The sequence below is a fragment of the Nitrosomonas sp. genome, assembly GCF_022842015.1.
GTDB lineage: Bacteria > Pseudomonadota > Gammaproteobacteria > Burkholderiales > Nitrosomonadaceae > Nitrosomonas.
On the sequence record NZ_JALHQJ010000007.1, the window covers coordinates 1 to 26,135 of the forward strand.

Genomic DNA, 26,135 nt, shown 5'->3' on the forward strand with positions numbered 1-26,135 from the left:
GAACCGGTGGCAGCCAACACTTCTCCTGAAAATAGAGCAAAAAATCGTCGTGTAGAGATTTTCGTGAAAGAGCCGCAACCACAACAACAGCGACAACAAGAACTGCCGCAGCACCAAGATCAGCAACAATATATTCAACAACCGGCCTATTAATCCATAATGGATTTGCCACCCGATCAGCAAGAAAGAATCGTTTGCTCAATCACGGCGGCCATAAAGTATGAAATACCGGCCAATATACTTTTGGCCGTTGCGGAAAAAGAAGGGGGAAAACCGGGGCAATGGGTGAGTAACCGCAATGGAACGCATGATGTGGGTTCAATGCAATTCAATACGGCCTACCTGGGCGATTTAGCCCGATACGGGATCACATCCAATGATGTCGCACAACCCGGTTGCTATCCCTATGATCTAGCAGCTTGGCGAATACGTCTGCATATCAAGCAAGATAAAGGCGATTTGTGGACAAAAGCGGCCAATTATCATTCGCGTACTCCAAAAGTTAATGCAAAGTATCGGGCTGACTTGATGGCTAAAGCCGCTAAATGGGCGGATTGGCTGGAAAATCGTTTCATGACAGCGGACAACCAGAAAAAATAAGTTACTAACAAATTCCGTGGATAGAGCTGTGAATAACCGGCCTATGTCACGCAACGATAATGTTATTTAGCCGTGCCTAAATGACAGGCAAAATCCTATGAATCCTTTGTGGGAATAGACCAGGAATGAAACAGAGAATGATCGTAATGAATGGGTTTCGAATTTTGCAAAGCCACAATGGTCAGGGATGGGAAACTGTGGGCACAATAAAGAAGGTTGAAAAGGGTATTGTGGCGGGTGTTTATAACCTATTTTTGTCAAAAGTAGCTGAAGCAAACAATACCGTTTATGAAGGAATCATTCTTTATATAGATAAAGAAAAAGAAATTGTTTTTCAAAAGGTAGATAAAGAATTTATCACACACAAACTGAAACCATTTAAAACTAAACCAACCATTGGCAAGAATGTTTCTATTCGGTACGACAATAACCAATTAAATCTAACCTTAGAAAATCATTGCCTATAGATTTCTTACAGGAGTAAGTGACATGAATAAGACAAAAAATGGGATAAATGGGATGTCGGTGGAAGACCTGAAGATCATGGACGAGATCATAGATGCGAAGCTTCAGGACGCTGAAATACCAGGCTTTCAAGCTGAATTTGATCCAATGGAAGCTGAAAGGATTGGGGCCTTTGAGGAAGATGCTCTGAGCGAACAAGATGCACTGGATAGCGTGATAGATCAACAAGCATAGGGGTTAATGCGTGATGGAAAAAATCAAAAAGACTTTTCATGAGCAAATAGCCGAAAATTTGATTGAGCAACTAAAGAAGGGCACAGCACCTTGGCAAAAGCCGTGGCAGCCAGGAGATCCACTTCTAACATTACCGAATAACCCAACAACGGGTAAAAACTACAAGGGCATTAATGTGTTGCAATTGATGTGTCAGGGGCGCACTGATCCGCGCTGGCTGACGTACAAACAGGCAGTAAACTTTGGCGCACAGGTTCGTAAAGGTGAAAAAAGCACACTGGTGCAGCATTGGAAATTTGCGGATGAGCGCATCAAAAAAGATGACAACGGTAATCCTGTTTTGGATAGTGAGGGTAAGCAAATAAAAGAACAAGTAAAACTTGAGCGTCCGAGGGTGTTTTATGCATCCGTATTCAATGCTGAACAGATTGATAACTTGCCCAAGCTTGAAATTAAAGCCCCCGATTGGGAGCCGCTGGATCGTGCCGAACAAATATTGCAACAATCCAATGCCGTCATCCATCATGGTGAAAATGACCGCGCATTTTACCGGCCATCAACGGACAGCATTCATTTGCCGCATAAGCACCAGTTTTCAGCACCGGAACACTATTACGCAACGGCGCTACATGAATTGGGACATTGGAGTGGATCAGAGACACGTCTGAATCGTGATCTCTCACATCCATTCGGTAGTGAAGGTTATGCAAAAGAAGAATTGCGCGCTGAGATTGCCAGTATGTTGCTAGGGGGAGAATTGGGCATTGGTCATGATCCAGAACAACATGCTGCTTATGTGAGTTCATGGATCAAGGTATTGGAAGAAGACCCGAAAGAGATCTTTAGAGCGGCGGCCGATGCTGAAAAAATCAAGGATTTTGTACTATCATTCTCACAGCAACAGGAAATTGTTGATCAGGAGGAAATCACGATGGATCAGACCAGTCAGCAGAATAATGATGCAGGCTCACGTAAATACCTATTTGTTCCTTATGCAGAAAAAGATCTGGCGAAAGCTGCCGGTGCTTGCTGGGATAACACGGCCAAAGCCTGGTATGTAGGGCCAGAAGCGGATATTCGCACCTTGCAGCGTTGGCTGCCTGAGAATGTTTCCGGACAGCAGGATCCCGCTATGTCGCCTGAAGCTGAATTTGCCGACTTACTGCGCTCTCACGGTTGCGTTATTGACGACAATCATCCGCTACTGGATGGCAGCAAACACAGGGTCAAGGTTATCGGTGACAAGCCCGGTGAAAAATCCGGGTTTTATGTGGCACATCTGGATGGGCATCCTGCCGGATATTTCAAGAATAATCGGTCAGGGCTTGAGACACGCTGGAAGGCCAAAGGATATTCCTTAACTGACGAGCAAAAAACGGCACTTGTGACAAAGGCCGCCATCAAGCAGCAAAGTAGAAAAACCGAGCAACACCAGCAGCAATTGAAAGTTGCGGAAGCTATCAAGGAATTACTGGCAATTGCACCACTTGCGGATTCTGAACATCCTTACCTATTGGATAAGAATGCACGGCCAGGTGATTTGAGAATAGTACCTGAGAATGCAGATGCTTTGCCCGCTGATTCTATGATTAAAATTGGTAAAGACTGGAAGGAAGCCAAGGCATTACGTGAAGAAAACCCAGGCAGCATCGTTTTAACAGCCGGTGATTTGTTGCTACCGGCAGAAGACATCAATGGACAAACCTGGACAGTGCAAACGATACAACCGGGTGGTGCCAAGTTTTTTGTAACAGGTAGCAAAAAAGAAAGCAATTTTCATGTGGTTGATAGTGAATATCGGGGGTTGGCTGCACTCGATGCTGTGACGGCGATTGTGATCGCAGAAGGTTACGCGACCGCAGATACCTTATCGCAAGCCTTAAGTTGTCCGGTTGTGGCTGCATTTGATTCGGGCAATCTGCTTAAAGTCGCTCAAGTTTTGCAAAATAAATACCCGCAGAAACCTATTGTTATCGCCGGTGATGATGATTTAACACAGGAATCAATAAATGGCAAAAATCCAGGTAAGGAAAAAGCAATGGAAGCCGCACAGCTGGTGAATGGTGCTGTAGTTCTTCCCATTTTTGCACCCGGTGAGCAAATGTCACAACAATTAAGTGACTTTAATGATCTGGCTAATAAAAGCGTGTTGGGTATTGAAGCAGTCAAACGTCAGGTCGGGTCGGTTGTTGAAAAAGTATCTCAGCAGGCTAAACAGGACAGCTTATTGAAGTTACAAGTCCCTATTGAACCTAAACAGCAGGAAATCAAGCAAAAACGGGCATTGGTCAGGTAATCTCATAAGGAGGCCGCAAGATGCGCGATAATATGCTGAAGATTCCAGGAACCCCATCCAATTCTGATGAAGGTGATCTTTATGAAAACATTGAGACTCGTCCCGGTACTACCGAAAAGCAAAAAGAAGCGGGGCGAGGTGCCTACACAGAACTGCTCGAAGCTCATGCTCGATGGGCAGGTGGCACCTTACTGGGTTGTGATTTCCCAAAAGATTTCCGAGAAAAAGGAGGAAGCACATTCCTGAATCAGCCTATCAAGTCAGGCCAAGATCTGGCAATAATGGCGCAAATACTGCGCGATCCGCGCTATGAGACGCTGAGAATCTTCTATACCCGTATGAATCGTATCGTTCATCATACGGCTGTGAGTTCCAGATTGCCGGGTGCAGTCTATCTGGAGAAGATTGGACATGCCAAACATGATCTGGGTGTTTTGGTAGAAAAGACTAGGCGACATGTTAAAGCAGATGGTTACTGGTTATTGCATAACCATCCATCGGGTAATGCTAAGCCATCAAGTCAGGATGTCAGGCTCACAGAAATAATCGCATCATTTGTTCCGAGTTTCAAAGGCCATGTGGTTATCAATACCAGTCAATACAGTGTCATTGATAAAGACGGTCAGGTCGATTTTGTGGATTGGATGGGCGATCAGGCAGGGGGTTATCAGAATAATCATTCTAAAAGTCATGAGCTGCTTTTGGAGAAAATAGCCTCACCGGAGGATCTGGCAAAGATAGGCCATGCTTTAAAAAAGCGAGACCAGTTTTTTAACTTGATAGGCATCAGTGCAACAGGTTATGTATTATCGTTAAGTGAGTTACCCCTATCTGTACTGAATCGCCCTCAAAATCTGCTTTTGGCGCGACTACAAAATTTTGCACGTAATTCTGGCGTCAATACGGTATTTGCCATCGCGAATGCCAATGATTACAGACACCCGGTATTATCTAAAGCCTGTGAAGTTGGCATACTAAAAGATGTGCTAACCGTAGAGGGCTCTGATTATCGTTCATTGCGGAAAGAAGGGTTATTTGCGTCCATGCCCGGTGAAATAAGCGCCATTTTTAGGAAGCCCAGAGCCTTTGTGAAGGAAGATGGCGGATTGGGCAAATACACAAGGGGTAGAGGGCGCAGTAGGTAACGGGCGGGATAGTTATGTGTGGCGGTATTGAATACCAGGATCAGAAGATTTATTTCCCGCAACCGGATGCACGCTTGCCTGTGCGGCTACGAGATGGCCATGTTACCTGGATAACGTGGGGCAGGCGCAAGGATGAAGCTACCGGTAAATTTCCGAATGGCGGCTGGGCACGATTGAATTCCATAAAAAACGGTAAATGGAAGCCCTGGCATCCAAGGCCGGTTTTAATTGCCGCTGGCCAGTTCATGGAAAAGGACCATGACAATCAATCTCACTGGGTATCCTTGGATACAAGAATGGCGATTCAAGGACTATTGGCAGAAAGAGATGATGAAATGCGGGTTTATGTGGTGACTATCAACACGCCACCTGAATATGCCTGGATACATGACCGCTGGCCAAGATTGGTTCGACTGAAGGATCAATAGTCATTCACGTTTTATTTTATCTGGTCGATGAAATAATTGTAGGCATTAATAAATCTTACCGTATGATTTTATTCAGAAACTTTTCCCAGAGAATTGTTCTCCCCTAATGATTCCCTGGGTTCCTCCAATCAAAACACACCCAATCGTATTATTTCTTTTTATCTGTTTGTTTTGGCTTTGTTGATTTGGCTGCATTGGTTTTCTTAACAGAGGCCGCAGCATCAGATAAAGTTTTACCTGGCTTGAATTTAACGACCTTTTTGGCAGGAATTGTCATGGTTACACCAGTCGCTGGATTGCGGCCTTCACGACCTGCGCGTTCTGTCACTGAAAAAGTACCAAATCGGGTTAAATCCCATAAAGGTACGAAACTACCAATAGGATTTTTGAGCATAGATTGAGCGGCCCGGATTCTTTCATCTGTCATGAGGGTTGGTCGACTACGAATCCGGCCATTTTTGCGGGCCGATTTCAACCCGGCCTGTGTGTTTTCAACGATGATTTTGCGCTGAAACTGATCGAAAGCAGCATTCATGTAGAAGAAGAGCCCGCCTTCCGGTGTTGATGTGTCGATATTCTGAGTGATGACTTTCAGGCCAATTTGCCATTCCTCTAAATCTTTAACCGTGCTAATCACCTGAGTCAATTATCGCGTCAGGCGCGATAATTTCCAAACGACAAGCATATCACCTTCACGCATATAATCGAGGGCTTCCTGTAACTGTTTTCGTTTCTTGTTGGCGCCGAATATTTTTCCTTAAATATCTTTTGCATCCGGCTTCATTAAGGGCATCGATCTGGTGCTGCAGATTTTGATCAGTGTTGATACCCTTGCATATCCGATAAGCATATTTTTAGCTCTCAAAACCATCCTTTTCAGAACATCTCGGGGTTACGCCATGCCAAGAATGAATATTTTGAACAAAAGCGAACAAGAGATGTTTGATGCACCTCCTGTTTTTAGTAGCGCTGAGCGTAAACGGTTTTGCAATTTCCCGAATTCCTTAAAAGAAAAAACAGAGACGTTGCGCAAACCATCAACCAAAATTGGCTTCCTCTTGTCTTGCGGGTATTTCAAAGCCACCAAAAGGTTTTTTAAACCCGAAGATTATCATCAAAATGACACTGCCTATGTCGCCCGTATTTTAAATCTTTTACCGGATCAATTTGCTCCAGAGCAATATGTACAAAGCACGCGGCACTGGCACCAGGATATTATTCTGGAATTTTACGGCTACAGGCGCTTCGATCAACAAAGTCTCGATGCCATCAGTGAAGAAATTATCTCCATGATGCGCTCACAACTCAAACCCAGATTGATTTTCTGGAGGTGTATTGATGTTTTGATCCGGGAGCGTGTACAAATTCCGGCATATTTTCAGCTTTCGGAACTAATTTTGAAAGCCGTAAACCAAAGAAAAAAAGAACTCGCAGCCGTGATTCGCCAAGAATTAAGTGTTGAGGTGAAATCCTTACTGGATGGTATGTTTGCCCAGGAAACAGAAAGCTCGCATGCCAGATATAAATTGACCCTGCTCAAGAAGCTATCGCAATCGACAAAACCGACACAGATCAAGGAACGGGCTGCCGATCTTCTGTATATTGCTGAACTTTACGATAGTCTGAAACCTCTCCTTCCTGTTCTTGATCTTGGATATGAAGGTATCCGGTATTTTGCCAATTCCGTTATCAAATCTGATATTTTCCAGCTCAATCAGCGCACCGAAGAAGACCGCTACGTACATGTTGTTGCTTTCATCACTCATCAATATTATCGGCTTCAGGATAATCTGGTCGATACACTTTTAGCTTCTGTGAAAACCTTTGAAAATAGTGCCAAACGGGATCATAAAGAATGGTGCTACGAGCAGCATAAAACGCAGCATCAATCTCTTAAAACGCTTGCCTTTTCAATTGATGAAAAAGTGTTCGGTTTTGTGCACCAGATCCAGGACATCATAGACAATGATGAAGCCGATTCTAGAAAACTGGCTCTGATTAAGGGTTTATTGGAAACGCACCAGACCTATTTTCCGGATATTGAACAACAATGGCAGGATTTTAGAAGCGGATTTGATGCCGATGATCCAAGTTATTACGATATTCTGGAAGAGCGCTCTTTGCGATTGCAAAACCGGGTCAGTCCCATTCTCAAAGCTTTGGAATTTCATGGTGAAATAAGCGCAAAAGATATTGCTGATGCCATAGACCACTTTAAGAAAACCAATGGCGTGATCAGGCATAATGCCCCGATGGGCTTTTTGGAAAGCGCCCAACAACAGGCCGTTGCCGGAAACGGGACGTTTCGACCGTCTCTTTACAAAGCCCTTTTATTCATGCATGTGGCAAACGCTATCAAATCAGGCCAGCTAAACTTAGAAAACTCCTACAAATACCGCTCTTTGGACGAATATTTAATTTCCAAGGATAGATGGAGTGAAGAAAGAAAAAAGTTGTTGCGTAGAGCAGCGTTAGAGCCCTTTGAAAATTGCACAAACGTGCTCAAACAACTGGATCAAGCTTTGTCCGTGCAGTATCAGAAAACTAACAACAATATCTGTGATAACAACAATCCACATTTCAAGGTCGGAGCCAATAATAATTTCGCGATTGCAACACCGAAACAGGAAGATGAAGCAGTCGACCTACTCAAACCGTATTTCCCAGATCGTCATTTTGTACCGCTACCGGAAATATTATCAACCGTAAACGCTCACACAGAATTTTTGCAGGAATTCCAGCATTGGCAGCAAAGATACGCCAAAGGCCGTACAGATGACAAAGTTCTATATGCCGGAATTGTAGGTATGGGCTGTGCAATCGGCATTCCGAAAATGTCACGCATATCAAAACTGATAAATGAGAGCGCTCTGCAACATGCCGTCAACTGGTATTTTTCGCTTGATAACATCCGCGCGGCCAATGATTGTATTGTTCGGTTTATGGATCGGATGGAACTGCCCAATATCTACCGTAAAAATCAGGAAACCCTGCATACGGCCAGTGATGGACAGAAATTCGAGGTCAGGACAGATTCCCTGAACGCCAATTACTCCTTCAAATATTTTGGCAAAGGGCAAGGCGTGACAGCCAATACGTTCATTGATGAGCGTAATTTGCTCTGGCATTCCCTTGTTTTTAGCGCATCAGAACGTGAAAGTGCCTATGTAATTGATGGCCTCATGCACAACGATGTCATCAAAAGCGACATTCATTCTACAGATACGCATGGTTACAGCGAAGCCATCTTTGCCACCACGCACTTGCTTGGCTTTTCTTATGCGCCACGCATCAAAAACTTGAAGAAACAAACGCTTTATATTTTTAAAAACGGAAAAAATAATGTCCAATCAGATTGGAATGTTCAGTCAACAAAATATGTGAATGAAACGGTTATCGAAGAATATTGGGATGATATTCTGAGGCTTGTTACCACAATAAAACTCAAGGAAATAAGTGCTTCGGATATTTTCAGGCGACTCAATTCATATTCGAAACAGCACAAATTATATCAAGCCCTTAAATCCTTCGGACAGATCATAAAATCCGATTTTATCCTTCGTTATATTGATGATGTTGAATTACGGCAGGCTATTGAAAGACAGCTCAACAAAGTCGAACTGGCCAACAGGTTCACACGAGCTATCGCCGTCGGAAATCCGCGAGAATTTACGCAAGGAGACAAAGAAGAGCAGGAAATTGCCGAGAGCTGCAACCGACTGATTAAAAATTCCATTATCTGCTGGAATTATCTGTATTTATCACAAAAACTGGAACGGATAGACAATCCAGAACAAAAAGATAAGCTCCTGTCCGCGATTTCGTCGCATTCCCCTATGTCATGGGCACATACCAATCTGCTTGGTGAATATGATTTTTCAGATGAGAAACTTAAAGATACTGCCGGAATCCGACTCCCAAAAATTGCAACATAATCAACACGAATAAAGACAGCCGTCAAAATCATTGAAATAAACGGCCCAAAACGCTTCCGGAAAAATCCCATTGGTAGTTACGTACCTTTATGGGATTTAACCCTAATTATGGCTGTTCAAAAATATGATTTAATTGAAATGAGATTGCAGACCGAAGACCCCAAAGATATATTTCTGAATTAGTTTGTATTAGTGTGATTACCAAGGGAAACTGTCGGTCTAATTACCGAGCGACTTTGTCATAATCACTTTAGCAAGTCGCGCCTCATACCACAATATTATTGTCGCTAATGAGCATTTAAGCCAGTTGCTAAAGTGGCTATGTTTTATGCCGATTCTTGCAAGGCCTGTGACCTTTCAACTCTCAGCGCAGTGGTATTCATATTATTTCTTAGCCACATACTACGTACACCGCTAGTACTTACATCAACGCCGAGAGCCTCCGTCATCTTCAGTGCCACTTTTTGCTGTCCAAGGTGCGGATGCTCTATTGAGAACTGGACAACCGCTTTCTCGATTGCCATATCCACACAGTTTTTATGCCGTAAGTTAGGTGTTTCTTGCCGCTTTAGTGCATCAGCACCACCTTGCTTAACCAGTTTTAAGTGACGGTAAATAGTGTCACGCGATACACCACTTTGACGCGAAGCCATAGAGACGTTACCCAGTTTTTCAACCAAGGCCAGCACCTCTAATTTCTTTTGAACCGCTAAGTCTTCTGCCACCAGTTTGCCAGGCTCGGTGACTTCAGTTACTGCGAGTTTGCGCCCCGCGAAGTGCGCCGTGAAACCTTTCTTGCTGGTATTTCTGATTTCTATCTTTTGGTTAGCAATCGAATACTTAAGCGGTGAATCAATTAAGTAGAACTTGTTGCCATAGCTGAAGGTATGGTCGTTGCGTATTTTGCGGTGATCTTTGATGACGCATATATTATCAAGGTTTGCATATCCAGGTAGTGGCGTAAATTCAGCAGCCGTGTGTTTAGATTTTACCTGGATTTGAGATTGCCAGAACTGCGGGATAAACACATGCTTAAGGTACGCGTTGGCAGCAGCAATAGCGTTGATATTATTCAATCGCAACTCAGGCACTAAACGGTCTTGGAAGGTATCAAACGCGCGTTCAATGCGGCCTTTACCTTGGGGTGAGTTAGCAAATATGATTTCGATGCCCAGTTCGTTACAGGCACGCTGCATTTGCGAGAAGTTACACCGTTTAGGTCCACCGAAGATGCCTGCTCTGTCCACGTAAAGTGTTTTAAAGAGTCCTTTCGTTTCAATGCAATCTCGCATGACTTTCAAGCAACCAGCTGTGGTTTCAGACGGGAAGAACTCAGCATGCACTTCACTGGTCGCATCATCAATCATGGCAATCAGGCAGTGTTTCTTATCACCAAACCAACGATGCGGACTGCCATCCATTTGCATCATTAAGCCTGCGGCTTCCATACGCTCTCTGCATTTACGGGCTTTACCTCGTCTACGTTTGGCTCGCTTTACATGATGGATATCATGCGCCCAACCTCTCAGCGTTTCTCGTTTCACCACAATGTGTTCATCGGTCTCAAGCTTTTCAGCAAGGTGCAGCAAATTCAAATCAAAATACTTGTCTTTAATTAAGGCTTGCACCGTTTTTTTAATCGACGTTGGCGTTTTATTTGGCGGTGACTTGCCACTGTTACCATGCACGACAAACTGAATACCGACTTGCTGATATCGCGTCACATAGCGTTCAATGGTGCGTCGACACTTACTGAGTAATTTAGCACCATTGGCAATTGTTATTCTGCCTTCAACAATTTTAGCAATTATATCAACGGTGAGTTGAGCTTTAGAATCCATCACAATCATCCTCAACATGCCTCCAGTATTCAAAAAAAGAACACTAACAAACATGTAAAAAAGAGACCGACAGTTTCCCTTGGTAATTAGCGATTACGACAGAATCGCTTGGTAATTAAGATACGACAAAGTCGCTTGGTGTTAACACAGATCCTTGTCGGTCAGTCCTAAAATTGTCCTGTTTTGGCTCTGTTGCAAAAATTGATTTTTGACGAAAAGTGATTTCAAAAAATAGTGGAGAAACCGCGACTTAAAGAAATCAGAAAGCTTGTTTTTTGATTTTTGTAACAGAGCCCACAGCACCCTAAATCTGGCAATAAATTGCTCCTCGCGCCCTGCACCTATCCCCGCGGCAAGACCACGGGGAATCGCAAGTTGAAACCTAACCTGAAAATACAATAATGCGCCAATCTGCTCATTTTTTGCAGCAGAGCCGGAATCCTTACGATCACCCTATTTCTTTTGGTATTGCTTTTTTACAGTCTCAATGAATAGCTCCGCTGCAGGACTAAAGTATCTATCTCTTGAGGTGGCTAATACAATTTCTCTTGCAGGCGTTTGATCATTGCTAACGAGCTTGATATATCGAATCTTGGAATTAGCATTTTCCTCTATCGAAATGGAAGGCAGGATTGAAATTCCATACTGTGATTCTATAAGCAGCTTAATTGTACTTAGCTGCGAGGCTTGGAAGGTTATTTTGGGGATAAAGTGTGCATTAAAGCAGAATTGCTCAATTTGTCGTGTTAGACAATGTGTGTCTTCCAACAAGATAAATGACATGCCATCCAGTGCGTCGATATGAATCTCATCCATTTCAGCCAGATGACTATCCCGGTGAACAGCTAGATAAAAAGGATCTAAAAATAAAGGTTCGACATTCAGATTGTTTTCGTCAAAAGGTAATGATTCGATAAGAATATCAAGTTCACCACGTTTAGCGGCTATGACCAAAGATTCGGATATCTCCTCCCGTAGCGTAACAACTGCTTTAGGAAATTTTTCTGATAAAGCCCTCAGCGTACTTGGTAGTATAAACGGACCCAATGTTGGCAAAATACCTATGTTAACAGAACCGCCACTGGTACTATCAAAATCGCTGACGCAACGCTTGGCGTCATCCACGCTTTTCAGAATTTTGCTTGCCTGTTCATACAGAATATGGCCTGGATCGGTCAGAACAAGCCTGCCATTTACTCTGGTAAATAATTTTTTTCCAACATTTTCTTCCAATTTTGCTATTTGCTGACTAATTGAAGGCTGTGAAATAAAGCAATGTTCCGCGGCTTTAGTTATGCTGCCGGTGTTGACTACAGATACAAAATACTTCAGTTGGTGTAATTGCATAAGTTATTCCTATTAGCCAATAGGAAACAGGTATTGGCAAATAAAGTTTGCCACACATATAATCAAATCGCTATCTTTTTGGTTCCTAATCCACAATTCAATCAGTTTAAAGGAGAAAATGAAGGCTCATCATAGCGGAGAACCACTTCTGTAGTGAATTTAAGCGTACGATTTTGACATAATTAAATTATTGAAAAGGAATAAACAAATGAAAAGCAAAATATATCTAACCAGTTTATTCATTGCAAGCACTGTCGTCATGTTTTTTTTGATGTCTAGCAGTGTTTCTGCAAAAGAGTACTTCACTATCAAAAATGGCGAATTGGAACGCCCTACCGGATATCGTGAGTGGATTTATGTGGGCGCTCCAGTTACACCCAATGACATGAATAACGGAAAAGCTAGCTTTCCAGAATTTCACAGTGTTTACATTGATCCAGAGAGCTGGGAACACTGGAAGCAAACAGGAAAGTTTCGTGATGGCACCATTCTTGTCAAGGAAATGAATAGTGTTGGCACTAAATCTGCTCCAAGTGGACAGGGCTACTTTATGGGTAGATTCATGGGTCTTGAGGCAACTATAAAAAGTAAACGTGAATTTCCAAATGAGCCTGGTAATTGGGCTTACTTCAGCTTCTCAACAGAAGATCATAAGTCTCTGAAAAAGACAACAAAGGCTGAGCCAACAGCAAGTTGTAACGCTTGTCATGATGCGTCAGCAAAAGACGACTTCGTATTTACACAATATTATCCAGTCTTAGAAGCCGCTAAAGCGAATCCTAAGAAGGCTGTCGGGGGGGAATGGTGATAATGGAAAACTTTATGCTAACAAGAAAGTTGAGCTTATCCTCTATAGGTTCAACTTTAATTATTTTGTCGATGGTAACAATGTTGCTACAAACGAGCGAGGCGATAGCCGATGACACAGGTTTTTCACCTTATGTTGATAAATCAGGAAATATCAGTCTACCTGAAGATTTTCGTATTTCAATGATACATCTGGGTTCCTGGTTCGTGCCAGAAGGTGACGCAAGTGGATTCCATGATGTATATACAGAAGCAGAAACCGCGCTCTACTATCGGAAACATGGAAAGTTTCCAGATGGCGCTACTCTGGTTAAAGAATTACGCCCATCAAAAGCCGGAGATTACACAACTGGAAAAAACGTTAGTTATGCAACAGGCGATATTAAACAGTGGTTCGTAATGGTAAAGGATACTAAAGGACGTTTTAAAAACAATCCTATATGGGGTGATGGCTGGGGTTGGGCATTGTTCAAAACCGACGACACCAGTAAAAATGCATCCAATGATTATAAAGCAGATTGCTTAGGCTGCCATATGCCAGCTAAGCAAAACGATTGGATCTATGTTGAAGGTTATCCTACTTTGACTACGCCCAAGTAAGATCTATTGGTTTGATTCCCCGTCCCTTTGGGGTAAACCAACTGATAGAAAAGCGCAGTTAGCACCCCGCTGCTTGCGGCGGGGTACTTTATTTCTAGTGCATGAAAATTGGAAAACGGATATCTTGAGTTTCGGTAGAGCCACATGCAAGTTTCTTTGTGCCGTTCAACGCAATAATCCACTGCTTGTGATTTTATACAGTGCTTTCCTGGGCACTACCCGCTAATAAATAGTCATGGAGATTGTATTTATGAATATTCAAAAAACCTGTGAGCTTACTGAGGAAAGGTGCAATAAAAGCCATTCTGGTTCCGATAAGCTAAAAATAATTCTAGGATTTTTATCGCTGATAATATTCGGTCTAGGATTTCAAGTGAGTAATGCTGCACCCAAAGAGCCGGTATCCGATTTGGAGGGCGTGGTCTATGTAGTGAGCAACGATCCGGTTGATAATGGCAATGCAATACTCGGATATCGGCGAGATCATCGAGGTAATCTAACCCCATTGCCAGGCTCACCATTTCATACAGGAGGCAAGGGTTATGCCACTAAAGAAAAAGAATTTGGGTTGCCCCATTTCGGGCCTTTTGATCTTGATCAGAATATTATTGTCAATTCTGAACACACACGCCTTTTCGCCACCAATGGAGGCTCGGATACTATTGCGGTTTTTGATATTCAACCTGATGGCGGATTAGTGTCTATTAAGGGGTCACCTTTCCCGTCGGGTGGTAAAAATCCTGTCAGTCTAGCTTTGGCGGGAGATAAATTATATGTCGTCAATAAAAATGAAGACCCTGAGCGTGATATGACAAAAACCAAGCCTAACTACACGGGCTTCAGAGTCGACAAAAACGGGAAACTCACGCCGATTCCAAATTCAACGATTGAATTATCGACTGCGAGTCGATCACCCACTCAGGCATTGCTTGTCAGAGATAAATTCATTTTTGACGGTGACTTTGGTCGCTTCCCCTTGGCCAGTCGTGTCGCCATGTGGGGTGAAGATATCAAAAAGGATACCCCGAGCATGATCAGGTCGTTCAAAATCAATCCCAATGGAACATTGACACAGCATGCACCCACACCTGCACCGCCAGGTGCATTTGAAGGCGGGCTTGATGTGGATAATGATGGCGAACCTGATCCTCTGATGTTTGGATTGCAAGCACACCCTAAAGAACCACTGGTGTATGTCAGCATGGTTTCAAGCGCCCGTCTTGCAGTCTTTAAATATAACAATGACGGCCAGCTATCGTTTTTGCGTTTAGTGCCCAATAAGGGTCAACTGATTTGCTGGATCAAAATTAACCAAGCTGGCACGCGCGCTTATACCACCAATAATGGAGATAATACTGTTTCTGTTTATGACCTTGCCGACCCAACCAATCCCATAGAGATTCAAACGCTGAAACTCAAGGGCAATGGTCACCCTTATCAAATGGATTTGGATTCTTCGGAAGAATTTTTACACATCGTCAAACACAGGACTTTTTCTGAAACACCTATAGGTAAAGGCAGCGAACTGAATGTGCTTAAGATAAAGCCTGATGGCACACTCGAGGAAGTTGCTTCATCACCCCAAATACTACCCGTTCGAGACGATCTGCTGGCTCGGCCTCAGGGTGTTGTCGCTTTGTAATTTGTAATTTGTAAACTGAATAATAAGGATGGCGGTTATGAAATGTGCAAAAACTTTTATGGCTGCTTTAACCGTATTGGTCACAAGTCAGGATGACTCTGTTGCAATGTCTGATCAAAATCATGGACATAACACCGCTGCGTCTAAATATGTTTATCAACAAGAATTTATACCCAGACAAATAGTTGAAATTGATTTGAGCAAAACGGCGATTTTTATTACTGACCCACAAAATGATTTTTTATCTGAAGGAGGAGCTGGTTGGCCTTTGGTCGGCGAAGGCGTAGTGTCGGGCAAAGTTGTCGAGCGCTTGGTTCAATTAAGAAATACAGCTAAGAAGGTAGGAATCCCGGTATTTTATTCGACACATATGTATACCAGGAAGGACTACGCCAATTGGACCAGCTTTAACAGAATCGACAAGATCATGTTTGATAACAATTTTTTTATCCAAGGCACATGGGGTCATGATTTTCATCCGGACATAAAACCTGATGATAATACAGTTGTTTTGAATCCACATAAGGGTCTTAGTAACTTCTGGACCGGTGATGCAGCGCTGCAACTCAGGCAATATGGCGTAACAACGTTAATCATGGCGGGTATGGCAGCTAACATGTGTGTTGAATCGCATGCCAGAGATGCCATTGAAAATGGTTTTGATGTAATTATTGTTGCGGATGCAACTGCAGCAGCTGGGACTGATTCATTGAGGCGGCGCACACTAACTATGAGTTCCTCGCGCATGAGGTTGTAACTGCTGAGGAAATAATTAAGCGACTTAATAAGGCCAAAGCTGCAAAACAAGCTAGCGTTACTAAATAATAGCAGGGATGTTTCAAGCCATTTTTACTCGGATATTGACAGGTAATTCTTGGGAAGCGGCTCTTTACTTTGTTACTTCACAACTGTCACATGTATTGAAGAGATTAAGCATGTCCATCACTTCTCTTGTTGAGCTCGCTCTTCTTGATACATAAGTGCACGGAATCAAAACTTTTTAAACTGAATGCTTTCAAATGGGAAAGGAGATCAATAATGAAATTCAGGATTAGCGTTTGGGACAGAACTGCAAGGACTCATCAATCATTTGACCAGCGTTCCTTCGTCGCCATGGTTTTCTCATGGACCCTCCTTTTCTCCATACCGGTCTTATCCTTTGTAGCACAGGCCAACGAAAAGACCGAGGAGTTGCATAGAAAACTCACAACCACCCCCGAGGACGAACCCAGGAGGGCTCACTGGGACTATTTGGGCATCGAAGGCCCAAAACACTGGGGAATGCTCAGTGAAGAATACATGGCCTGCGAAACAGGTGGTCGGCAGTCACCGATAAACATTGGGTTAAATCCCATGAAGGTACGAAACTACCAATAGGATTTTTGAGCATAAATGCCTCAAGCAAAACCCTTCAAATACTCACGGTCAATTTTCACCCTAACTCCCTAATGTGTACGCCGTTGCTCAACCAGCTTGGAGCACGTTGTTAGCGCTGAATCAACTTTAAAACTAGCCCTTTCGGGAGCTGATACAGCACTGATTTTTCTATCCTATTCTTATAACCATAGTTTTGAATTGATGTCTTATATGCCTTAAGCAGATGTTCGTTAGACCTTGGATCAAAAACGATTTCATCAAACAAATCACAAGGATCGATAGAAAATTTATGCAAACTTCCTTTTCCATTCGTATAAATTAAACGCACTTCCTTTTCATGACTAAATTCCTTTCGCTTATAGAGTAATGATCTGGCTATTCCCGATCCGTTGGGATTGAATAGGTCTAAACCTGACAAAGTTGTTACTAAATCTGTTTGTGTCAAGTAAGCAACTCTGCCGATGAAGCAATGTATATCAGCAAAATTGCTATCACATGAATTTAATGCCCCTAGCAATTTCCTCGGAGTAGTCTTTACTTTTGCTCCACCTTTATCGGGAGAATAAATCCTCCACATAGCATCGGTCTCACGATGCAGGGTCCAGCATTGGCCAAAAACTTGATTCCGAATGGGCTCTATTCCTCCAATTTCACCGCTTTCTGAAACAACCACTTGCGATGAAAGTAGTAGATTTTCGAATGGATCATCCCATTTCTTCGGCGGCACCAGGACGATGCTTTTTTCTTCAAAACACTGAAGAAGCCTGTCGATGGGCATGATTCGATAAATGGGCACATCGAGTTCAGAGTTGTCTAAGTTTATGAAATTTTCAAATGACATGGTTTGTGCTGATAGTCACTAACATAATGTATACGGCATCAGTTGTCCAATAATCCGATGGATTTGTCGTGTAACTCCAGTTGTTTATGTTTAAGTAATTGATTTTATGTTTGTCTCTTAATTCAATGCCCCAGGTGGGGTTGATAAATATGACATTCAGCCGGAAACCAAAAAGAGACTGCTTCTTCCAACTAACCAAATTCCAGTCAAATAAGCTCAGAAATGTTTTTCAGCTTCTATTAACTTCTCTTGTAATGGCGTGCAATGCGACACAAACCAGTCAATCAATGTCAATTGAATACAGACCAATATTTGGAGCTGTAAACTCAAGTTTGAGCTACTATAGATCAATAGTCGTTTAATTTTTATTTTGAATGGTCGATAAAATAATTGTAGGCACTAACAGAACCTACAGTAGGATTTTCTTCATATAACCTTTTCCATGGAATTGTTATACCTTGATGATTCTCTGGTTCTTCCAATCAAAACATGCCTGATCGTATTATTTCTTTTTTGCAGTCTGTTTAGCCCCTGCTCAATAGCTTCATGGCTTACTTTACACAAGCTGCAGCATCAGATAGAACCTTACCTGGCTTGAATTTAACAACCTTTTTGGCAGAAATTTTGATGGTTTCACCAGTCGATGGATTGCGGCCTTCACGACCTGCACGCTCTGTCACTGAAAAAGTGCCAAAACCCACTAACTGAACATCGTTGCCGTTTGCTATAGTTTCTTGAATAACTTCAAGTAATCCATTCAGCATGGCAGTTGTTTGGGTTTTGGTCGTTTGGGAGCGAGTAGCAACAGCATCAATCAGTTCAGTCTTGTTCATGGGAACGCTCTATTAGTAGTTTAAGAAGTAAATGGTAATCTAGCAGGATATAACCATAAATCAATAGCTTTATGTATTTATCGCCTGAAAAATACTATATTCGCAAAATATAAGACAAAGTAGGATTTTAATCTTGATGGAATGCATTGTATTTCCATATAGGTGGGATTATGTGACCAAGTTTTGTCGTTACAATTATTCTGTTTGCCTCATCACCGATCAATATAACTACTGTTAAGGCTAAGCTACCGTTGCAAATATGAAAATAGCATCATCAATTGATCATCCCTCTTTCCGAAAACTGATTTAAGATCTGGCTGAAATTGAACGAGAGCTTACAATCGAGCATAACCGCGCAAGATTGAAAATCGCCAGACAACTTGGTCGTAGAAGAACGCAAACGCTAGATGACCGACAGCAAGATCGAATCTGCCAAGAGACTTTTGGCTAATGTGGTACCACCTTGGGATGTAGCCAAGAATCTTGGGGTGTCAGTGCCAACTCTATCTCGATGGATTTCTGACTCTATTTAGCTTTAGCGTACTTCGCATTCGTTGAAAAAGCTAACTTCAGAAATTCTGAGGGTTTCGGCTTACAACACCTATTAATGCCGCCAAGATCAAAAAAACTTGATTAAAGCGATCCTATTTGTTTTTTATAGAATTGATCTAAACCCGATCTTTTACGGTAATACTTTCTAGCAATTGTTCACGATTATTATCAATTATCATTGATTACCTCTTTCATCAGTAAATAACCGATCAAATTGGATTATGTTAGATATTACGGTACATTTACAAACTGGATAGAGATATTAAAATAAAAGATTCATCTTGGTGAGAATCCGTATATTAATATAGTGAGTCGTTAAGCCGACTGCTATGAACTAAATGATGTGGCGATTTTTGAACCACAAACAGCGGGCAATAATAATTCATGAGGAATAATGAGTGCCATTGAATGAGGCGGATACTTGTCGTGTCTATGTAACCCGCAGAATTAGGGAGGCGGGCTGGGAGCAGCATCCACATTCTATCACTGAACAAAAAACTTTTACCGATGGGCGTGTGGAGGTACGGGGTAATGTTGTTCGCCGCCGAGAACAGAAAAGAGCCGATTACCTTCTCCGCTACACTCGAGATTTTCCACTAGCCGTAGTTGAGGCAAAACCTGAATCCGATTCGCCTGGCAAAGGCATGCAGCAAGCAAAAGAATATGCCGAGATTCTTGGATTGAAGTTTGCCTATGCCACAAACGGTCCCCAGATCATTGAATTTGATTACTTGACTGGGCAAGAATCAGAGCTTACGGCCTACCCGTCACCTGCAGAACTCTTCTCTCGACTAAAGGCTAATCATGGGATAGAAGACGAAATAGCGAATAAATTGTTGACGCCCTATTACCACATTCCTGGACATATACCGCGCTATTACCAAGAGATTGCTATCAATCGGGCCGTACAGGCTATTTTGCAAGGCAAGAAGCGCAATCTACTAACTATGGCGACCGGTACAGGTAAAACTGTGGTGGCATTTCAGATCAGCTGGAAGCTATGGAATGCTCGATGGAACCGTGAAGGTGCGCACCGTAAACCCCGTATCCTGTTTTTGGCAGATCGGAATGTCCTAATTGATGATCCAAAAGATAAAACTTTTGCTCCCTTCGGCGATGCTCGTCATAAAATCGAGGGTGAAGCAATCAAAAGTCGGGAGATGTACTTTGCCATCTACCAAGCCATTGCCAAAGATTCCCGTCGCCCCGGTCTCTATCGCGAGTATCAAAAAGACTTCTTCGATCTCATTATCGTGGATGAGTGTCACCGTGGCAGTGCCCGAGACGATAGTAATTGGCGAGAAATTCTTGAATATTTTGAGCCAGCCTATCAATTAGGCATGACTGCCACCCCACTACGCGAGGACAATCGCGATACTTACGAATACTTCGGCAATCCACTTTATACTTACAGCCTAAGGCAAGGGATCGAAGACGGCTTTCTTGCTCCTTACCAAGTTCACAGGGTAATCACACAGGTCGATGCTACCGGATGGAGACCCAGCAAAGGTGAAGTCGATCGTTATGGTCGGGAGATTCCCGACGGGGAATATCATACTCGAGACTTTGAGCGCATTATTGCTTTGCGCGCCCGCACAGAGGCTATAGCTCGCCATCTTGCTAAGTTCATGGAGCGCACGGATCGTTTCGCCAAGACCATCGTTTTTTGTGTTGATCAGGAACATGCCGACGAGATGCGGCGTGCCCTAAACAATTTCAACACCGACTTGGTGAAAAAATACCCAGACTACGTTGCTCGTGTTACTTCTGAAGAAGGCAAGGTCGGCAAGGGGCACCTGAGCCGTTTTCAGGAACTGGAGACCATCAATCCGGTCATTCTCACTACCTCACAGTTACTGACCACGGGTGTTGATGCACCTACCTGTAAGAATGTGGTACTGGCTCGCGTTGTTAATTCCATGACCGAGTTCAAGCAAATCATCGGGCGTGGTACTCGCATGCGTGAAGATTACGGCAAAACCTGGTTCAACATCATCGACTATACAGGATCGGCCACTCAGAACTTTGCTGACCCCGATTTCGATGGTTTCCCAGAGATCGAAGAGGAGATTACTATCGACGAAAAAGGCTATGAGACCAAAGCGGAAGTGTTAATTCAAGAAACAGAAGGAGAATTCCAAGCCGAGGATCGAAGTGAATACGGAATTGAGATAACCGCTGGTCCGGGTGAAGGTGGCGGAAAAGGTGAGCCCCGCAAGTTCTATGCGGACGGTGGTCGTGTCGAGATCGTAGCTCATTTAGTCTACGAATTGGATGCGGAAGGCAATCAACTTCGTGTTGTGCAGTTTACCGACTATGCAGGCGAAAAGGTTCGCACTCTGTTTACCTCTGCCAACGAACTACAAGATAGCTGGGCTGATCCACTCAAACGTGAAAAAGTGATTCTGGAGCTGGAAGAGCGAGGTATAGCATTAAAGGAACTATCGGAGGCAACGGGAAAGTTTGCCATCGATCCACTCGACTTACTTTGTCACCTCGCTTTCAATACTCCGCTACGGACAAGAAAAGAACGCGCCGACTATCTGCGCAAGAATCAGCCTGATCTATTCGACCAATATGGACTGGAGGCACGAGAGATACTCGCCGCGCTTCTCGATAAGTACACCGATTTCGGTCCCAGCCAATTCAACATTCCCGATACTTTGCAAGTACCGCCCATATCCGAACACGGTAATGTAATGGAAATCGCCAGCCTATTCGGTGGTGCAGCACAGATGAAACAAGCGGTGGATCGCCTTCAGGAAATGATCTACACCCAATAACCGTGTACAAAAAACAGAATGACAAATAAGAAAAAAATAGAACAACCTATGACAACTGCCCAACAATTGGGCAGTATCATTAAATCCGCCCGCCAGATTATGCGTAAGGATAAGGGCCTTTCCGGTGACCTAGATCGCTTGCCTATTCTGACATGGGTAATGTTTCTGAAATTTCTCGATGACCTGGAGCAGCTCCGCGAGACCGAGGCTGTGCTGAAAGGTGAAACGTTTCAACCCGCAATCAAACTGCCCTACCGTTGGCGCGACTGGGCAGCAGTGGAAGGGGGTATCACCGGTGATGAACTGATTGCCTTCATTAATCAGGAGCAGGCAATATTACCTAACGGCAACGAAGGCCCCGGTCTGTTCACCTATCTGCGCAATCTCCAGGGTACCAATGGCGGCGATCGGCGCGACGTGATCGCAACCGTCTTCAAAGGTCTGCAAAACCGCATGCTTAATGGTTATTTGTTGCGAGATGTAATCGATAAGATCAATGGCATTCATTTCAACTCCTCTGATGAAATGCACATCCTCAGTCGCCTGTATGAAACCATGCTACGCGAGATGCGCGATGCGGCAGGTGATTCCGGTGAATTCTATACACCTCGGCCGGTAGTACGTTTTATGGTGGAAGTGATTAATCCCAGATTAAGTGAATCCATTCTCGATCCAGCCTGCGGCACCGGGGGATTCCTAGCCGAGGCTATGAGTCATTTGGAGAAACAGTGCCACACTGTCGAAGATCGCGAAATCCTGCAAAACAACAGTCTCTATGGTGGCGAAGCCAAGCCCTTGCCCTATTTGCTGGTACAAATGAATCTATTGCTCCATGGATTGGAATACCCGCGTATTGATCCAGACAACAGTCTTCGTTTCCCACTACGCGAAATCGGCGACAAGGATCGGGTAGATATAATCTTGACCAATCCGCCTTTTGGAGGAGAAGAGGAGAAGGGCATACTCGGTAACTTTCCCGATGACATGCAAGCTACCGAAACTACACTATTGTTTCTGCAGCTTATTATGCGCAAGTTGAGGCGACCTGGGAAAGGCAGTGATCGTGGCGGGCGTGCTGCCGTGGTGGTACCCAACGGTACCTTGTTTGCAGATGGCGTCGCCGCTCGCATCAAAGAGGAATTGCTTAAGAACTACAATCTGCACACCATCGTGCGCTTGCCTGAGGGTGTTTTTGCTCCCTATACAGATATTCCCGCCAATCTGATTTTCTTTGATCGTTCCGGTTCGACCAGCGATATTTGGTTTTATCAGATACCACCGCCACAAGGTCGCAAGAAATACACTAAAACCAAACCTATGGAGTATGCAGAGTTCGATGTCTGTCTGACCTGGTGCATCGAACGCAATGAGAGCGCTCATGCCTGGAAGATCCACGCTGCCGATGTATTGAAATATGACACGGAGAACAAGTTAATTTCGGTCAATCTCGACATCAAGAATCCCAACAGCCTGGAAGCGCTGGAACATCGGCCACCGGATGAGTTGATTGTCGACATGTTGGAGAAGGAACGGCGAGTAATGGGGATTATGGAAGAAATTCAAGTGACGTTGGGTGTGCAGCCATGACGTTTGGTTGGGTAACTGTTCCGATTGGTGAAGTTGTTACACTGGTTGATAGACAAGAATCTCCGCAACCTGGAATAATCTATCGGCAGATTGGTGTTCGTCTATGGGGGGAAGGTGCATACGAACGCGAATCGATGGACGGCGCTGATACGCAGTATCAAACGCTTAATTGTGTCGAACCAGACGACATCATCGTCAATAAAATATGGGCAAGGAATGGTAGCGTAAGCGTCGTAAACAGGACTTTAGCAGGTTGCTACTGTTCCAATGAATTTCCGCTTTATCGTCCAATCCCAGACGCACTTTATCCCAAGTGGTTTTATTGGATTACCAAGGCGCGCTGGTTCTGGAACAGTTGTGATGAAAAATCACGCGGCACAAGTGGAAAGAACAGGATTAAGCCACACAAGTTTCTTGAAATTGGCATACCGTTACCTCCTCTCGACGAACAACGCCGCATCGTCAATAAGATTGAATCCCTTGTGTCCAAGATTGATGAGACCAGACAACTGCGACAAGCGATCCAGGCTGATGCTCGGGCCCTGCTGCAAAGCGCTTTCCAGCAAGCTATCGAAGGAGCGGGATATCGCTCCATGGCTGAAGTTGCTCCCATTGTCCGTCGCCCAGTAGTAGTCGAAATAGAGAGCGAATATCAGGAATTGGGTGTACGATCATTTGGCAAAGGCACCTTCCACAAGCCGGTGCTCAACGGGGTTGATGTTGGCACGAAGAAACTCTACCGCATTTGCCCTGGAGATTTGGTGTTCAGCAACGTTTTTGCATGGGAGGGTGCTATCGCCGTCGTGCAGCCAGAAGATGCTGATCGAGTCGGTTCGCACCGGTTTATTACTTGTGTGGCCAAAAAAGGTATCACTACACCGGAATTTCTCTGTTTCTATTTGCTGACGGATGAAGGAATTGAAAAAGTGCGTGCAGCGTCACCGGGGGGTGCAGGGCGGAATCGCACGCTTGGCTTAAATAAATTGGAAAAAATCGAAGTTCCCATTCCACCCTCCGATAAACAACTCTGGTTTAACCGCCTCCAAACCCAGGTCATGGCCATTCAGCAGATCCAAGCCGATAACCAAGTCGAGCTTGATGCTTTACTTCCTTCTTTATTGAATAAAGCGTTCAAAGGAGAATTGTGAATAAACAATTTAAGGTTTTTCACATATGACAGTACAAATTGTCGAAGTTATCCGCCGTTCCGAGCAGGGCATCACACAGCCCTATATTTGTCGGGGGGACAACGATAAAGTTTATTTCGTCAAAGGAATTGGCGCCGGCCGGCGCAGTCAACTCTGCGAATGGATTGCCGGTAATTTAGGATTGGCCCTTGGTTTGCCGATTGCACCATTTGATATCGTAGAAGTACCAGAAGAATTGATGGAATTGAACTTCACCCTCAATCTCTCTGACCTAGGATCAGGGCCTGCTTTTGGCTCCCAACGACAAGAAGTAATGGAACTCAACGTTTCTGCCGTAGATGAGGTATCTGAATTACTTCAACAGGATGTCTTTGCATTCGATTGGTGGATACGAAACAGTGATCGTCTTTTGACGGAAAAAGGCGGAAATCCCAATTTATTCTGGAATCCTAGAGATCAGGAATTGATAGTCATCGATCACAATCAAGCTTTTGATGCTGCATTTAATCCCGACGTTTTCAATGAGCTTCATATATTTCGTTCTCAGAGACATCGGGTTTTTGGTGACATGCTTTGCCATCAAGACTATAATCGGCGGTTCACTTTGGCCTTGAATAATTGGCCAGAAATATGCAATGGCCTACCAAAAGAATGGTTCTTTGCGGACGCAGAAATGACGGTGCCTGTGAATTTTTCATTAGGCGACGCCTATAAATTGTTAGAAGAGTACAAAAAAGACGGCTTCTGGACTGTCCCATGAATAAAATCGCCTGCCAATATACCATTGTTCGTTTTTCCCCTTTCATTGAAACGGGGGAATTTGCCAATGTGGGAATCGTATTGATGGCTCCCAGTCAGCGCTATTTCGCCTCTAAACTAGAAACACAGCGCTATGGTCGTATCACTCGATTTTTTGAAGAGCTGGATAAAAAACTCTATACCCAAGCAATCCATATACTCAAAATTGAACTTGAACGTCTACATCAGGTACTGAAGGCGCATGGCTTCGATCGACGGTTTAAGGTTAATGATGTGAATTTCGCACAGCAACTCTTTGTTGAGCTCATTCGCCCACGGGAGAATATTGTCCGTTTTAGTGAACCCCGCATTATCTTGGTGGAAAATCCTAAAGAAAAACTCAATGAACTTTTTTCGTTCTATGTTGAGCGAAATTTTGTGACCAAAGAGTATATTGAAACACGTCTTGAAAAAGGTATCCGAAAGTGGTTATCTCAAGCCAGCATTGGCGAGCGTTTCCAGCGATTAGCTGTAGGTGACGATGAGTATGAGGCGATATTTCCTTTTGTCGAGCAAATTGATAATAGACCAGTAAAGATTATCAAACCGTTAAATCTTGCTCAAGAAAAACCGAGCAAGATAATTGATCATGGAAATCTATGGCGTTCTCGAATCGAAGAACTCAAACGACGTAAGCGGCTGCCTGGAAAGGTATTATTTACTGTCAGGGGTCCGGAAGATATCGACAACAATCGATACCACGCTTATATAGATAGCATAGACAGACTGAAAGGTACCGGTGTAGAAATTGAACCTTACGAAAATAAGGAACAGATTATCGGATTTGCCCGTTCGTAATAGGGATTGTGGGCTCTGTTGCAAAAAATAATATTGGCCAACGCTTATCCCCTCCCATCTGATATACCTGATTATGTT

Annotated in this window: 20 protein-coding genes and 4 pseudogenes; 18 read left to right on the forward strand and 6 right to left on the reverse strand. The window is 43.7% G+C overall.

What is annotated here, in order from left to right; all coding sequences use genetic code 11:
- Nucleotides 1–159: 159 nt before the first annotated feature.
- The 6 genes and pseudogenes from Q0C11_RS02060 (at nucleotide 160) to Q0C11_RS02085 (ending at nucleotide 5,168) form a co-directional block, all read left to right on the forward strand.
- Nucleotides 160–600 carry a transglycosylase SLT domain-containing protein gene (locus Q0C11_RS02060; RefSeq protein ID WP_244073781.1) on the forward strand — a complete coding sequence of 147 codons (441 nt, stop codon included), beginning with the start codon at nucleotides 160–162 and terminating at the stop codon, nucleotides 598–600.
- A 137-nt stretch (nucleotides 601–737) separates the two neighbouring features.
- Complete coding sequence (locus tag Q0C11_RS02065; protein WP_293005312.1) at nucleotides 738–1,067, forward strand: KfrB domain-containing protein; 330 nt, start codon at nucleotides 738–740, stop codon at nucleotides 1,065–1,067.
- Between the two features lie 97 nt (nucleotides 1,068–1,164).
- Nucleotides 1,165–1,269, forward strand: a pseudogene (locus Q0C11_RS02070) (conjugal transfer protein TraD); the annotation flags it as partial.
- 43 nt (nucleotides 1,270–1,312) lie between these two features.
- Nucleotides 1,313–3,595, forward strand: coding sequence for a zincin-like metallopeptidase domain-containing protein (locus Q0C11_RS02075; protein ID WP_293005314.1), 2,283 nt, complete (start codon nucleotides 1,313–1,315; stop codon nucleotides 3,593–3,595).
- A gap of 20 nt (nucleotides 3,596–3,615) precedes the next feature.
- Nucleotides 3,616–4,740 carry a JAB domain-containing protein gene (locus Q0C11_RS02080; protein ID WP_293005316.1) on the forward strand — a complete coding sequence of 375 codons (1,125 nt, stop codon included), beginning with the start codon at nucleotides 3,616–3,618 and terminating at the stop codon, nucleotides 4,738–4,740.
- Nucleotides 4,741–4,754: 14 nt separating this feature from the next.
- Nucleotides 4,755–5,168: a hypothetical protein gene (locus tag Q0C11_RS02085; RefSeq protein WP_293005318.1), complete on the forward strand. Its 414-nt coding sequence runs from the start codon at nucleotides 4,755–4,757 to the stop codon at nucleotides 5,166–5,168.
- Nucleotides 5,169–5,316: 148 nt separating this feature from the next.
- On the opposite strand, the pseudogene Q0C11_RS02090 reads toward Q0C11_RS02085, so the two are convergent.
- Nucleotides 5,317–5,511 (reverse strand): annotated as a pseudogene (locus Q0C11_RS02090) (HU family DNA-binding protein); the annotation flags it as partial.
- A gap of 117 nt (nucleotides 5,512–5,628) precedes the next feature.
- Nucleotides 5,629–5,919: pseudogene (locus tag Q0C11_RS02095) on the reverse strand (recombinase family protein); the annotation flags it as partial.
- 148 nt (nucleotides 5,920–6,067) lie between these two features.
- Between Q0C11_RS02095 and Q0C11_RS02100 the strand changes: the two are divergent.
- Entirely contained in the window at nucleotides 6,068–9,103 is a 3,036-nt protein-coding gene (locus tag Q0C11_RS02100) for a Tn3 family transposase (RefSeq protein WP_293005320.1), read from the forward strand.
- 326 nt (nucleotides 9,104–9,429) lie between these two features.
- Here Q0C11_RS02100 and Q0C11_RS02105 read toward each other — a convergent pair whose 3' ends face one another.
- The gene (locus Q0C11_RS02105) at nucleotides 9,430–10,953 is read right to left on the reverse strand and encodes an ISNCY family transposase (RefSeq protein ID WP_293005321.1); all 1,524 of its coding nucleotides are present in this window, start codon (nucleotides 10,951–10,953) and stop codon (nucleotides 9,430–9,432) included.
- 444 nt (nucleotides 10,954–11,397) lie between these two features.
- Nucleotides 11,398–12,291: a LysR family transcriptional regulator gene (locus tag Q0C11_RS02110; RefSeq protein WP_293005323.1), complete on the reverse strand. Its 894-nt coding sequence runs from the start codon at nucleotides 12,289–12,291 to the stop codon at nucleotides 11,398–11,400.
- Nucleotides 12,292–12,499: 208 nt separating this feature from the next.
- Here Q0C11_RS02110 and Q0C11_RS02115 point away from each other — a divergent pair, with 208 nt between their 5' ends.
- The 5 genes from Q0C11_RS02115 to Q0C11_RS02135 all read left to right on the forward strand — a co-directional run bounded on the left by Q0C11_RS02115 (nucleotide 12,500) and on the right by Q0C11_RS02135 (nucleotide 16,717).
- Nucleotides 12,500–13,099 carry a cytochrome P460 family protein gene (locus Q0C11_RS02115; protein WP_293005324.1) on the forward strand — a complete coding sequence of 200 codons (600 nt, stop codon included), beginning with the start codon at nucleotides 12,500–12,502 and terminating at the stop codon, nucleotides 13,097–13,099.
- Nucleotides 13,100–13,101: 2 nt separating this feature from the next.
- Nucleotides 13,102–13,698, forward strand: coding sequence for a cytochrome P460 family protein (locus tag Q0C11_RS02120; RefSeq protein ID WP_292930029.1), 597 nt, complete (start codon nucleotides 13,102–13,104; stop codon nucleotides 13,696–13,698).
- A 250-nt stretch (nucleotides 13,699–13,948) separates the two neighbouring features.
- Nucleotides 13,949–15,340, forward strand: a complete 1,392-nt coding sequence (locus Q0C11_RS02125; RefSeq protein ID WP_293005326.1) for a hypothetical protein — start codon at nucleotides 13,949–13,951, stop codon at nucleotides 15,338–15,340.
- 37 nt (nucleotides 15,341–15,377) lie between these two features.
- Nucleotides 15,378–16,097: a cysteine hydrolase gene (locus tag Q0C11_RS02130; protein ID WP_293005328.1), complete on the forward strand. Its 720-nt coding sequence runs from the start codon at nucleotides 15,378–15,380 to the stop codon at nucleotides 16,095–16,097.
- A gap of 281 nt (nucleotides 16,098–16,378) precedes the next feature.
- Nucleotides 16,379–16,717 (forward strand): hypothetical protein, encoded by a 339-nt coding sequence (locus Q0C11_RS02135; protein WP_293005330.1) that lies wholly within the window; start codon nucleotides 16,379–16,381, stop codon nucleotides 16,715–16,717.
- Nucleotides 16,718–16,826: 109 nt separating this feature from the next.
- On the opposite strand, the gene Q0C11_RS02140 is transcribed toward Q0C11_RS02135, so the two are convergent.
- Entirely contained in the window at nucleotides 16,827–17,558 is a 732-nt protein-coding gene (locus Q0C11_RS02140; RefSeq protein WP_293005332.1) for a hypothetical protein, read from the reverse strand.
- 551 nt (nucleotides 17,559–18,109) lie between these two features.
- On the reverse strand, nucleotides 18,110–18,391 hold the full coding sequence (locus Q0C11_RS02145; RefSeq protein ID WP_293005333.1) for an HU family DNA-binding protein: 282 nt from the start codon (nucleotides 18,389–18,391) through the stop codon (nucleotides 18,110–18,112).
- 301 nt (nucleotides 18,392–18,692) lie between these two features.
- Between Q0C11_RS02145 and Q0C11_RS14660 the strand changes: the two are divergent.
- From Q0C11_RS14660 to Q0C11_RS02170, 6 genes and pseudogenes are all read left to right on the forward strand, one after another.
- Nucleotides 18,693–18,924 (forward strand): annotated as a pseudogene (locus tag Q0C11_RS14660) (recombinase family protein); the annotation flags it as partial.
- A gap of 417 nt (nucleotides 18,925–19,341) precedes the next feature.
- Nucleotides 19,342–21,726 carry an EcoAI/FtnUII family type I restriction enzme subunit R gene (gene hsdR / locus Q0C11_RS02150; RefSeq protein ID WP_293005334.1) on the forward strand — a complete coding sequence of 795 codons (2,385 nt, stop codon included), beginning with the start codon at nucleotides 19,342–19,344 and terminating at the stop codon, nucleotides 21,724–21,726.
- A 48-nt stretch (nucleotides 21,727–21,774) separates the two neighbouring features.
- A complete protein-coding gene (locus Q0C11_RS02155) occupies nucleotides 21,775–23,313 on the forward strand; it encodes an N-6 DNA methylase (protein WP_293005335.1) in 1,539 nt (512 codons plus the stop codon).
- On the forward strand, nucleotides 23,310–24,461 hold the full coding sequence (locus tag Q0C11_RS02160; RefSeq protein ID WP_293005336.1) for a restriction endonuclease subunit S: 1,152 nt from the start codon (nucleotides 23,310–23,312) through the stop codon (nucleotides 24,459–24,461). Before Q0C11_RS02155 ends, Q0C11_RS02160 begins: the two co-directional genes overlap by 4 nt.
- A 25-nt stretch (nucleotides 24,462–24,486) precedes the next feature.
- Nucleotides 24,487–25,221, forward strand: coding sequence for a HipA family kinase (locus tag Q0C11_RS02165; RefSeq protein ID WP_293005338.1), 735 nt, complete (start codon nucleotides 24,487–24,489; stop codon nucleotides 25,219–25,221).
- A complete protein-coding gene (locus Q0C11_RS02170) occupies nucleotides 25,218–26,057 on the forward strand; it encodes a DUF3037 domain-containing protein (RefSeq protein ID WP_293005340.1) in 840 nt (279 codons plus the stop codon). The genes Q0C11_RS02165 and Q0C11_RS02170 overlap by 4 nt, the downstream gene beginning before the upstream one ends.
- Nucleotides 26,058–26,135: the final 78 nt, after the last annotated feature.